General features: G+C 59.6%; 9 protein-coding genes. 5 read left to right on the plus strand and 4 right to left on the minus strand.

Features of this window, described 5'->3' with window-relative positions; translation table 11 throughout:
* Window positions 1-20: 20 nt before the first annotated feature.
* Both HMPREF1206_RS04215 and HMPREF1206_RS04220 read right to left on the minus strand, forming a co-directional pair.
* Complete coding sequence (locus HMPREF1206_RS04215) at window positions 21-1,070, minus strand: methionine ABC transporter ATP-binding protein (protein WP_016422130.1); 1,050 nt, start codon at window positions 1,068-1,070, stop codon at window positions 21-23.
* 64 nt (window positions 1,071-1,134) lie between these two features.
* Window positions 1,135-2,001, minus strand: a complete 867-nt coding sequence (locus tag HMPREF1206_RS04220) for a MetQ/NlpA family ABC transporter substrate-binding protein (RefSeq protein WP_016422131.1) — start codon at window positions 1,999-2,001, stop codon at window positions 1,135-1,137.
* A gap of 247 nt (window positions 2,002-2,248) precedes the next feature.
* Here HMPREF1206_RS04220 and HMPREF1206_RS04225 point away from each other — a divergent pair, with 247 nt between their 5' ends.
* The 5 genes from HMPREF1206_RS04225 (at window position 2,249) to HMPREF1206_RS04245 (ending at window position 9,356) form a co-directional block, all read left to right on the plus strand.
* Window positions 2,249-5,488 carry an error-prone DNA polymerase gene (locus tag HMPREF1206_RS04225; RefSeq protein ID WP_016422132.1) on the plus strand — a complete coding sequence of 1,080 codons (3,240 nt, stop codon included), beginning with the start codon at window positions 2,249-2,251 and terminating at the stop codon, window positions 5,486-5,488.
* Window positions 5,489-5,506: 18 nt separating this feature from the next.
* Window positions 5,507-7,471 (plus strand): S9 family peptidase, encoded by a 1,965-nt coding sequence (locus HMPREF1206_RS04230; RefSeq protein ID WP_016422133.1) that lies wholly within the window; start codon window positions 5,507-5,509, stop codon window positions 7,469-7,471.
* Between the two features lie 31 nt (window positions 7,472-7,502).
* A complete protein-coding gene (locus HMPREF1206_RS04235; RefSeq protein ID WP_016422134.1) occupies window positions 7,503-8,042 on the plus strand; it encodes a tRNA (cytidine(34)-2'-O)-methyltransferase in 540 nt (179 codons plus the stop codon).
* 67 nt (window positions 8,043-8,109) lie between these two features.
* A complete protein-coding gene (locus HMPREF1206_RS04240) occupies window positions 8,110-8,967 on the plus strand; it encodes a bifunctional methylenetetrahydrofolate dehydrogenase/methenyltetrahydrofolate cyclohydrolase (RefSeq protein WP_042388430.1) in 858 nt (285 codons plus the stop codon).
* 20 nt (window positions 8,968-8,987) lie between these two features.
* Window positions 8,988-9,356 carry a DUF3017 domain-containing protein gene (locus tag HMPREF1206_RS04245; protein ID WP_016422136.1) on the plus strand — a complete coding sequence of 123 codons (369 nt, stop codon included), beginning with the start codon at window positions 8,988-8,990 and terminating at the stop codon, window positions 9,354-9,356.
* Between the two features lie 6 nt (window positions 9,357-9,362).
* On the opposite strand, the gene HMPREF1206_RS04250 is transcribed toward HMPREF1206_RS04245, so the two are convergent.
* Complete coding sequence (locus tag HMPREF1206_RS04250; RefSeq protein WP_016422137.1) at window positions 9,363-10,499, minus strand: homoserine O-acetyltransferase; 1,137 nt, start codon at window positions 10,497-10,499, stop codon at window positions 9,363-9,365.
* A 45-nt stretch (window positions 10,500-10,544) separates the two neighbouring features.
* The gene (locus HMPREF1206_RS04255) at window positions 10,545-11,867 is read right to left on the minus strand and encodes an O-acetylhomoserine/O-acetylserine sulfhydrylase (protein ID WP_016422138.1); all 1,323 of its coding nucleotides are present in this window, start codon (window positions 11,865-11,867) and stop codon (window positions 10,545-10,547) included.
* Window positions 11,868-12,284 lie beyond the last annotated feature (417 nt).

Here is a 12,284-nt window from a genome sequence, read left to right on the forward strand (position 1 = left end):
CAGAGAGTTTAAGAGACCGATCATGATGCAAGCTCCTCTACCTGTGTCAGTTCGGAAATAGCAGCAATGGCGGCATCGAAATCAGAGGAATCCGAGGCGGAATTGCCTGTCAGCGGAGTCAACCGCAAAGTAAGGCGACCGTAGGACTTCGCCTGCACATTGGCGACTGCACCGTGTGCCACCGAGGCGGCGACACCGTGGGCACTAGTGGCCTGTGCTAGAGCACCGAGGTCAACACCGTCATTGATAGTGATGGTGATCAGGCGAGCCGCTGCGCTCTCGGCAGACTGATTCACCGAATCGCGTTCACGGCCAATTGGAACATCGCGCAGTGCGGTGGTGGCGAAGCGGCGGCCAACCTCAGTCTTGGGATTGGCGAAGACCTCGTGGACCGTACCGGTTTCGACGATGTGACCATTTTCCATGATGGCCATGCGGTCAGCGATACCGCGTACAACCGACATGTCATGGGTAATCAGCACGATAGTGACGCCCATTTCGCGATTGATGCGACGCAGCAGATCCAGGACACCGGAAGTAGTTTCCGGGTCGAGTGCCGAGGTGGCTTCGTCGGCAAGCAGGAGCGTCGGTTCGGTGGCGAGCGCACGGGCGATGCCGACACGCTGCTTCTGTCCACCCGAGAGCTGCTCTGGGAAGGACTCCGCTTTGTCGCCGAGGCCGACAAACTCCAACAGCTCCTGGGCGCGAGCGCGGCGCTTGGCCTTCGGCATCCCGGCCAGTTCCAGCGGGTATTCAACGTTGCGAATCGCGTTGCGCGAATGGAAGAGGTTGAAGTGCTGGAAGATCATGCCGATATTGCGGCGCAGACCCCGTAGCTGGCGCTCGGAGATGCCGACGATGTCGGTGTCATCTAGCAAAACCTGCCCGGAGGTTGGCTTTTCCAGGCCGTTAATCATACGGATGAGCGTTGATTTACCAGCGCCGGAATAACCGATGACGCCGAGGATTTCGCCGGGTTCAACGGTTAGGTTGATGTCGGCGAGCGCGGTGACGTCGCCGAATTGCTTGTTCAGCTCGCGGAATTCGAGCTTCGTTCCCTTGTTGGTCACGAGTGAATCAGTGCCCCTTGGTCTGTGTTCCCTGGTGTTGGGCGGTGCTTAGGTGGCAGTGGCGTTAGTTCTGCTCGCGCTGCTGCTCTTCGACGCGATCCAGAATGTCCTGCAGCTCCTTAGCCGAACGGTCAACCGGAACCGAGGTGCCCTTGGAGTCCTCAGCGACTGCGTCCTGGACCTCCTTGGAGTGCCAGATCTTGGAGAGCTCCGCGTACTTCGGGTTGTCAGCATTTTCAGCCTTGGTGACAAAGACGTTGATGTACGGCTCTGCCTCCGTGGAGTTCGGGTCATCCTGGAAGATGGCGGTGTTCGGGTCGATGCCAGCGCGGTCCAGGAAGGAGTTATTGATAATGGCAGGCTTGCCCTCACCGTAGGCGGCCGGAGTCTGAGCGGCATCCACCGGCAGAACCGTGACCTTGGAAGCTTCCTTATCGATGTCGGCCGGGGACGGGGTCAGCAGGTCATCCTGCTTCAGCTTCAGCAGGCCAGCCTGAACCAGCACGTTAATAGCGCGGCCCTGGTTGGACGGGTCGTTCGGGATGACGACCTCGGTGCCCTTCTCCAGCTCATCAACCGACTTGTGGTCCTTCCAGAACAGAGCCAGCGGGACAATTTCGCTCGAGCCAATCGGAGTCAGGTCCGACTTAGCGCCGACGTTGTACTCAGCCAAGAACTTGATGTGCTGGAAGAGATTGACGTCGAGCTGGCCCTCATCGAGTGCACGGTTCGGGGTCTGGTAGTCGGAGAAGGGCTGAACATCCAGATCGATGCCCTGTTCAGAAGCCTTCTGCTCGAAAACGGTCCAGGCCTTCTTGCCGGCATCCGTGGTGCCGATACGAATGGCGTCATCCGAGCTGCCACAGGCGGTAAGGCCGGTTGCGGCGAACGCGACAGTAAGTACACCGGCGGAAAAACGCTTGAGGTTCATCGAGGGGTCTCCTTATTTAATGGGATTTGTTAGCTGAAGTTTTAAGGCAGAACTAGACCAAGCTGTCTTTAATTCTGGGGTTAAGGCTAGCACTTGCCCAGGTAGTGCTGAAAATTCAACTTCAGCCTAAACAGTCGAACGTGGCTGAGGTGTGACTTACGGATGCGTCCCGGGGGTGGCGCTTAATGCACATACTAATCGAAAATACGTTTGAATGTAGTCCGTAGGGTGGGTTAATGTTCATGGCATGGAAAACATCTCGGACGGACAGTCGGAGCAGTCCGGTCGGCCACTGAGCTGGTCGCGGATTGAGCGTATTCTATCGGGTAAATTTTCAGGAAAACTACAGCCTAATGGCAGCTTCAATGGCTGGCGGGGGCAGCTGTCAGATTCCATCGTTGGGGCTTTTGAAGCTCCGGAAAGCGGTGTTAGTGGCGGAGGTGGCGTGTCATTTTCGCCTGCGGATATTAAGGCGGAATTGCACTGTCGTTCGAGCTATTCATTCCTGCATGGCGCATCGGATCCGGAAGAATTGGTGTCCGAGGCTGCGCGTTTGGGGTTAAACGTGTTGGGGCTCGCAGATCGCGATGGTTTCTATGGAATCGCTCGTTTTGCCGAGGCTGCAGCGGAGGCTGGTATCGCCACAATCATCGGCGCGGAGCTGGGGCTTCCGCAGCGGCCCCTCACAGTGCTGGGGCGGGGGCCCGAGGGCTATCGGCGCCTGAGCCACACGCTGTGTGATGCGCATATGTCGGCAGGGGAGAAGTCCGTCGTCCGCTATCCCTCGCTGCCAGAGTTAGGGGAGGCCGCAGGTGGTTTCTGGCAGGTGCTTGCCGACGTCAGCTGGGTCGGCGACTTGGAAGAGCTCATTGCGGCCTTCGGTGCGGAGAACGTGGCGCTCGAGCACCGCCTGAGCTCCACAGCAGAGGCGGCCGATGATGAGGAGGCTATTTCGGCCGCAGCTGTGAAGTATGGCCTGCGGGAGGTGGTTTCCTCTGCTGCGACGGCGGCCTCGCCTGCGGCAAGCCGGTTGGCCGGGGCGAAGCAGGCCCTTGCTGTGCGGGAGGACTTAGACGGGTTCGAGTCACGGCTGGAGCCCGCAGGCGGAGCTTGGTTGCGTTCGTGGGAGGAGCTATCGGCGGCAACACGGTATCTGGGGGCGCAGGTGCTGCAGGCAACACAGGACATTGCAGGTGAGTGTGCTTTTACGCTTGATCTCATTGCGCCTGAGTTGCCTCGCTGGGAGGTTCCTGCTGGTCACGATGAGGATTCGTGGCTACGGGAAATTGCTCGTGCGGGGGCGCGGCGGCGGTATGGTCCGGCCGATGGAGCTGGGGATAGCTCCGTGCAAGCGCGGGCGTGGGCGCAGTTAGAGAATGAGCTGACTGTGATTCGAGAGCTGGGTTTTCCAGGCTACTTCCTCATCGTGCATGACCTCTGTGAGTTCTGTCGCCGGGCGGGAATTCTGGCGCAGGGGCGCGGTTCGGCCGCTAACTCGGTGGTGTGTTTTGCGCTGGGGATCACCAATGTTGACCCCATTAGTGCCGGGCTGTTGTTCGAGAGGTTTTTGTCGCCAGAACGGGATGGGCCACCGGATATCGATGTAGACATTGAGTCTGGTCGTAGGGAAGAGGTCATCCAATACGTCTATGAAAAGTATGGTCGTGACAATGCCGCGCAGGTGGCCAATGTCATTACCTACCGGCGGCGCGGTGCATTGCGCGATGCGGCGCGGGTGTTGGGGTACTCGCCGGGCGTTATCGATGCGTGGGTCAGAGACCGGGAGGCGTGCCCGCCGGAGCCGGTGCAGCAACTGGCGGAGCAGCTTCGTGGGCAGCCTCGGCATCTAGGTATTCACTCTGGCGGAATGGTGATTTGTGATCGGCCGATTGCGGATGTCGTGCCAGTGGAATGGGCACGCATGGAAGGTCGCTCGGTAGTGCAGTGGGATAAGGATGACTGTGCGGCAGCGGGACTGGTGAAGTTCGACCTGCTTGGCCTCGGAATGCTGGAGGCCATCCACCATTGCATTGACTTGGTCTATGAACAGCATGGGCGCCGAGTGAACCTGTGGGAAATAGATGTCGCTGAACCGGAGGTTTACGAGATGTTGGCACGCGCGGACGCGGTGGGCGTGTTTCAGGTGGAATCGCGCGCGCAGCTGGCCACCTTGCCCCGACTGAAGCCGAGGGAGTTCTTTGATCTGGTGGTGGAGGTGGCACTCATTCGCCCAGGCCCCATTCAAGGCGGTAGCGTGCACCCCTACATTCGCCGCCGAAATGGACTCGAACCGGTGACCTATGAGCATCCGGTGTTGGAGAAGTCTCTCGGGAAGACACTGGGCATTCCGCTATTTCAAGAGCAGCTGATGCAAATGGCCGTCGATGCGGCGGATTTCAGCGGGGCGGAAGCGGACTCGCTGCGCCGCGCTATGGGGTCGAAGCGCTCAGTGGCCAAAATGGAAGCGCTCCATGCCCGTTTTCTGGCTGGGCTGGAGCGCACCAGTGGCATTGATGCGGATATTGGGGAACAACTGTGGAACAAGATAGTGGCCTTTGCCGCCTACGGTTTCCCTGAATCACACGCGCAGTCGTTTGCCTCCTTGGTGTATTTCTCGGCCTGGTTTAAGTACCACTATCCGGCGGAGTTCTGTGTAGCGTTGCTCCGTGCTCAGCCCATGGGGTTTTACTCTCCGCAGTCGTTGATTGCCGATGCCCGCCGGCACGGTATCGGCTGCGATGGTCCGGATATCGCAGTTTCAGGCGTGGAAGCCAGCGTCATCGATGGTCGTATTCGTTTGGGGATCGGTGCCATTGCCGGTGTGGGCAATGACGTGGCGGAACGTATCGTCGCAGCGCGGCCATTTGTCAACGCAGCAGATGTCGCCCGCAGAGCTCGGCTGGGTGTTGGGCACATGGAAGCACTGGCGCGCGCAGGAGCACTTGGGTCGCTGGGGATTGACCGTCGTCAAGCACTGTGGGCGGCGGGCGTGGCGGCGACGGAAAGTGAGGGCATGCTGCCGGGGCTCACGCTTGCCGACGCACCGGCGTTGCCCGGCATGACGGAGTTTGAGCTGGCAGCTGCCGATTTGATGGCAACGGGAGTGACCCCGGGGCAGTACCCGGTGGCCGCGTTGCGGGCAGACCTGCAGGAACGTGGAGTGGTGCCTGCGGCGGAACTGAAAGCAGTGCCCGACGGAACACGAGTAGAAGTGGCGGGAGTCGTGACGCATAGGCAACGTCCGGGGACCGCTGGCGGAGTGACATTTTTGGGAATGGAGGACGAAACTGGGCTGGTGAATGTGCTATGTACGCCGGGGCTGTGGAATCGATTTCGGCCGGTAGCGGTGAATTCGCGGGCGATGGTGGTGCGCGGTATCGCGCAGACAGCCTCTGGTGCGGTGACAATCGTGGCCGATCGTCTGGTGGATATGTCCGAGGCTCTGGGTCAGCCAGTGGTGGCAGGTCGAAGTAGAGATTTTCGCTGACTACTAGAATGGATTGTCATGCGCCAGACCTATGAATCCTCGTTAGCACCGGATGGGAGTGCAATCGCCTTTATTGTCCGCGATAGCGGCTACCCGCGTGCGGTACAGCAGGAGATTACTCCGGAGGGGCTAGGTGTGGAGCGCCCCGTGAAACTGCCGGTGGAAGGCCCGGTTACCAGGGTGCTGCACTCCCCGGATGGAAAGTGGATCGCCTGCGAGGTCTCTCCGTACGGTACGGAGCGACTGCAGACCTGGCTGGTATCCACCAATCCGGAGGTCGACGGTGCCCGCCCCCTGCGTATGGATGCGGATATGCGCGCCACACTGGTGGAATGGGATAATGATCTCCTAGCGATGAACGCGGTCGATGCCCAGGGCATTAACTATGCGCGTTTGGTCAACCCGACGGACTCAAAGTATGAGGTCATTGATAAACGCACTGACAGCCAGCTGGTAGCGGCTGAAGGTGGGTTTGGCCTCGTGCGGGTGGGGCCACGAGGTCACCGTGAGCTACTGCTGGTCGGACCGGGGCAGCAGTGGCAGCCGCTGCTGCCGTCCGATCCCGGCTCCACCACAGATGCCGGTGTCTTATTGGCGCATCCGGGGCAGGAGAAGCTGACCGCGTTCGTGCTCTCAGATCATGGCGCGGAACAGCGTCGCATCCTGCGCCTGGGTATTACTCCCGATAGCGGTATCAGCACTACTGAGCCGCGCACAGCGGAATCGACCGCAGCGGAGATTTTGGATATGAAGATCGGCATCGAAGTTGATGTCGAGGAGTTCATTGGCAATCCGGATCAAGACGTCGAAGAATTTGTCATCAGTGAGGATTCCTCCACTGCGGCTGTGCTGTGGAACAGCGGTGGGGTCAGCACGCTTGAGGTGCTTACCCTTGGCCTTCACCCGCAGACTGACGACATGCGGGTGATGGTGCGCCGCAATGTGGAATTGCCGGGCATGGTTGCGCGCGAGCTGTCAATCTCCGGTGACGGTGAGCTGATCTCCCTGACAGTAGAAGGGCCAGGCCTTGCGCCAACGGTGGAGATTCTGCGCAATATCGGTGGTGTCATTGAGCCATTGGATATGGAACGCACCGAACGGATTTTGGCTCTGGAAGAGAAGAATCTGGAGACCATGCCGGCTCCAGAGCTGGTCTACTTTGTCTCCCGCGATGGGTTGGAACTGTCTGGCTGGCTCTACCTTCCGGAGTCGGTGCGCAATAGTTCTAATGACGTCTCCGGAAACGCGCTACCGCCGGCTTTCATCCACATCCACGGCGGACCAGAACTGCAGGCGAAACCCATCCACCACGATGTTCTAGCCAGCATTGTGGAGGCGGGCTTCGTGGTGTTCACTCCTAATGTGCGCGGTTCCTCGGGGTCCGGTAGGTCATTTGAGCACGCGGGCGACCGCTATGGGCGCTTTGCCGCTATTGCGGATATCGCAGCGGCGCGTTCCTTCCTCGTTGATGCCGGGTTGGCGGACCCAGAACGCATTGCTCTGGGCGGGCGATCCTACGGTGGCTTCATGTCGCTGTTGGCCTCGGCATGGTACCCGGATCAGTTTGCGGCCATCGTCGATGCCTGCGGAATGACAAGTTTTGAAACCTACTACCAATCCACCGAGCCTTGGTTGGCGCAGGCCGCGTTCCCTCGATACGGCTACCCGTACCAGGATGCTGAGCTTCTGCGCGATATCTCGCCGCTGCACCGTGCGGAGGAAATGAAGGTTCCAACGCTCTTTATCCACGGCGAGTGGGATACCAACGTGCCTCCGCGAGAGTCCGGTCAGATGCGCAACGCCATGGACGCATACGGCGTGGCCACCGATTTTCTAGTGGTCGAGGGAGAGGGCCATAAGTTCTCGAAGCCGAGGAGCCGAGCGCTAATCGGTGAGACCATCATCGCGTTTTTCACCGAGCACGGTGTGTGCGATGCGGCGCCTGCCACGACAGCGGCAGCAGAAACCAACAACGAGCAGTAAAAGAAACAGCGGAAAAGAACTGACGGAAGAAATGAATAGCGCCACGACCGAGCCAACGAACTCCGAGCCAACGAACTCCACAGACTGGATTACGAGCCACACCTGCCACGTGCTTTTTGACCGGCCTGTCATCCCGCCGAACACCGGAAACGCTATCCGCATGTGTGCGGGCTCTGGAGCTATGCTGCATCTGGCCAAGCCATTGGGGTTCAACTTCGATGACAAGAATCTGCGTCGCGCCGGGCTGGATTACCATGACCTGGCCGATGTGCGTATTCACGATTCCATCGATCAAGCGTTGGAGGCCTTTGCCAGCCAAGGGTGCCGCATCTTTGCTTTCACCGCTCACGCTGACACTTGGCACACCGATATTGAGTACACGAATACCGATGTACTGCTCTTTGGCCCGGAGCCAACCGGGTTGGAACAGTCAGTGCTCGATGATCCGCGAATTACACAATTAATCCGAATTCCGATGCTGCCAGCTCGTCGCAGCATGAATCTTTCCAACGCCGCAGCAGTGGCTGCTTATGAAGTCTGGCGTCAGCAGGGCTTTATGGGCGGTAAATAGGGTCAAGGCGAGGGCTGTTACGGGGCATTTCTGGGCATTATTCGCTCCTGTGCCTAAGATAAATGCCATGGCAGCGACAAAGCTTGATGGCAAACTCTACCGAGACGAAATCTTTGAAGACCTGGAAAAGCGCGTTGAGCGTTTGAAGGAAGCCGGCTACACCCCGGGGCTGGCCACCGTGTTGGTTGGTGATGATCCGGGCAGCCACTCTTACGTCAAGATGAAGCATCGCGACTGTGAGCAGATTGGTATCGCCTCTATCCGCCGTGACCTTCCGGCTGACACCACGCAGGAAGAGCTCGAGGCAGTAATCACCGAGCTGAATGAAAGCCCGGAGTGCACAGGCTACATTGTTCAGTTGCCACTGCCGAAGCACCTGGATGAAAACCGTATTCTGGGACTCATCGATCCGGAGAAGGACGCCGATGGCCTCCACCCGGTAAACCTGGGCAAGCTGGTCCTCAATGAGCCAGCACCACTGCCGTGTACTCCAAACGGCTGTATCCACCTGCTGCGACGCTTCGGCGTCGAGCTCAACGGTGCCAAGGTTGTTGTTATCGGCCGCGGTGTCACCGTTGGTCGCCCAATCGGCCTGATGCTCACTCGCCGCAGCGAGAACTCCACCGTGACGCTATGTCACACCGGCACCAAGGACTTGGCCGCTGAAACCCGTCAGGCTGATGTCATCATCGCAGCCGCTGGTGTCGCTCATATGCTTACTGCAGACATGGTCAAGCCTGGCGCTGCTGTACTCGACGTGGGAGTTTCGCGTGTCGACGGCAAGCTGGCCGGTGACGTTGCTGATGACGTCTGGGGCATTGCCGGTTACGTATCCCCGAACCCAGGTGGTGTCGGCCCACTGACTCGCGCTTTCCTCGTACGCAATGTCGTCGAGCGCGCTGAAAAGCTCGCTGGCCTGGCCTAGCCAGCCAGGAGGAACAACTCGTGTCGAAAAGGGAAATTGCGCAGCGTGCCCGGCGGGAAGACCTGCCGGATCCAATGCTGAACCCGCACAGCCCGAATACCCCGCCGCCGGGGGCATCGTGGCCAATGTGGGTGCAGTATACGATTTACGGCGCGCTCTTTTTCGGCATGTCCGCCTTCGTTGTGTTCCTGGGGCTGGAGCGGTGGCGACGCGCCACATTCATGCTGGGAAGCACAATGATGCTGCTCGGTGTGGCTAGGCAGTACCTGCCGGACAGCATTCTAGGTGTGTTCTCTGTACGATCCCGGGCCTTTGACCTATGGTTTTGCTCCATAATCGGGATGGGAATCGTATTCCTTGCAGTCAGCGTGGATGCGCTGGGAAGCTAGCTGACATTAACTGACATCGCGAGCGAGGAAATTACGCACAATCGAATCCACTCGCTCGAACTCCGTCAAGAATCCGTCGTGCCCCACGGCGGATTCAATCTTTTCTAGCCCCAAGCAGTTGCCCAGATTGCGGGCGAGGTGCTCCTGCTGGTGGAAGGGGTAGAGAATGTCCGTGTCCACACCGGCAACCATGGTCGGCACGGTTGACGAGTGCAGCGCTTCATTGAGGCCACCGCGATCACGGCCAATATTGTGCCGATTCAAGGTATCGGTGAGCACGACATACGAGCCTGCATCGAAACGCTGAGCAAGCTTCTCCGCTTGGTGATCCAAGTAGCTTTCTACCTGGAAGCGATCTTCCGTGCGCATCGCGCCCAGCGGATCCTCACCAGGCTGCGCTGCCGCGCCAAAGCGATCATCCATCTCCAGCTCGCCACGGTACGTCAAATGCGCGACCCTGCGTGCAAAACCCAGACCTCGGGCCGGGGTCACACCACGGTCGTAGTAGTCGCCGCCATGCCAATCGGGATCGGACTCAATGAATTGAATTTGCGCAGACTGAATACCAATCTGCCAAGCAGACGCACGTGCGCCGACACACATCACCAATGCCTTGCCGACGAAATCCGGGTGCATCAGTGACCACTCAAGCGCGCGGGCACCACCCAACGAGCCGCCAATGACAGCTTGGAGGCGGGAAATTCCCAGTTCTTGCAGCGCAAGGTGCTCCACTGTCACCGTGTCGCGCACGGAGATAGCGGGGAAGCGAGAGCCCCAGGGCTTGCCGTCGTCCGGATGTGGACTGGAAGGGCCGGTTGTACCGCGACAGCCACCGATGACGTTGGTGCAGATAATGCAGTACTCATCGGTGTCCAGTGCGCGGGCAGAGCCAATCATCCCGTTCCACCAACCCGCAGTCGGGTGGTACTCATCCGAGGGGCCGGAAGCGTGGGCGTCGCCGGTTAGAGCGTGCTCGAGGAGGATGACATTCGAGCAGTCGTCGTTAAGCCGGCCCCAGCGTTCGAACTCGACGGTGACGTCGGGGATGACCGCGCCAGCCTCGGTTGTGACATCGCCGATAAAGACACGCCCCGGCTCGCCCTCGGGTGGGAGCGCGGCCGGGGTAGATGGGGAAAAGCTCATGCCTTATAGACTACTTAGTCCGTTCTGTGTCTGTGTACAAACGGTCTACGCGAGTGCTGCGAAGCCGCTCTCGAGATCGGCGATGATGTCATCGATGTTCTCGATACCGACGGAGAGACGTACGGTGGCCTGGGAAATGCCGGCGCGGGTCAGACCCTCCTCATCGGACTGGGAGTGGGTGGTGGTGGCCGGGTGGACAACCAGCGAGCGGACGTCGCCGATGTTGGCGACGTTGGAGTGCAGCTTCAGAGCGTCAATAAACTTCCAAGCCTTGGCGGTGTCGGCATCCTTCAGGTCGAAGGAGAGTACGCCGCTGGCGCCGGAAAGGCCCAGCTTGTTCAGCGTCTCGTACCACGGGGAGCTTGGCAGGCCAGCGTAGTTGACCTTGGCGACCAGCGGGTGGTTCTCGAGGAACTCAGCGACAGCCTTGGCGTTCTCATTGTGGCGCTCGATGCGCAGAGCCAGGGTGTCGAGGCCCTGAGCCAGAACCCAGGCGTTGAACGGAGCCGGGGCAGCGCCGGTGTCGCGGAGAATGCCAGCGCGAGCACGCAGTGCGAAGGCCGGGGCGCCCAGGTCGGCGAACTTCAGGCCGTGGTAAGCCTCGTCGGCCTCGGTGAAGTTCGGGAAGATGGAACGGCCGTTGCGGGTCTGAGTCCAGTCGAACTTGCCACCGTCGACGATGACACCGCCAAGGGAGGAGCCGTTACCAGTCAGGAACTTGGTGGTGGAGGAAACCACGACGTCAGCACCGTGCTCGAGCGGGCGCAGCAGGGCCGGGGTCGGAACCGTGTTGTCGACAATCAGCGGAACGTTGTTGCGGTGTGCAACCTCGGCGATGGCCGGGATATCGAGGACATCGATCTGCGGGTTGGCAATGGACTCACCGTAGAAACCGACGGTGTTGTCCTGAACTGCTGCCTGCCAGGACTCCGGGTCATCCGGGTTCTCGACGAAAGTGCAGTCGATGCCAAGGCGCGGCAGGGTGACCTTGAACAGGGTCTCAGTACCGCCGTAGAGGCGTGGCGAAACGACGAAGTGGTCGCCTGCACGAGCCAGGGTGAGGACAGCAGCGGTCTCAGCTGCCTGGCCGGAGGAGAACAGTACGGCAGCGACGCCGCCCTCGAGGCTGGCGATGCGCTGCTCGACGGCATCCACAGTCGGGTTGGTCAGGCGGGAGTAAATCGGGCCTGCATCCGAGAGGTTGAAGCGGTTGGCAGCGTGCTCAGCGGAATCGAAGACGTAGGAGGAGGTGTTGTAAATCGGCAGGTTGCGCGCGGAGGTCTGTGCGTCCGGAGCGAAGCCGGCGTGAATAGCGCGAGTGGACAGGCCCCAGTTGGCGGCGTTGCTGTTGTCGTACTTGGTGGTCATTTCAGATACTTCCTTGCGGTTTTTTGAGGTTGTTCAAAACGTTGCTTACAAACAATAGTGAACCAAGCTGTCTATTGCAAAGTTTTGGAAAAACCCAAGGTAAGAGGGTGTGCGTATCTGTGTCGAGAGTGCTATAGCCCGCTTAGTACGGATTGGTTTGATTGGTTCTGGGGCGTGGTCGGTTGTGGGGGTGGAGGCTGCTGTGTATGGGGGCGTGGGTGGCGCGTGGTGGGTGGCGCGTGGCGAGTGGTGTTCGACGGGTGGCGGTTTGCCGAAGGAGTTACTGACTACCTTTATGACAGTTTCAATGCAATTTTCTGGGGGTAGGGTCAGGCGGTCATTGCATCATGGATAACACCAGAGATTACCTCCCGGGGAGTTAACCCGTCGAGCACTACCCGCGGCCGGTTATTCAGC

This window comes from Corynebacterium sp. HFH0082 (genome assembly GCF_000411235.1).
Classification (GTDB): Bacteria; Actinomycetota; Actinomycetes; order Mycobacteriales; family Mycobacteriaceae; genus Corynebacterium; species Corynebacterium jeikeium_D.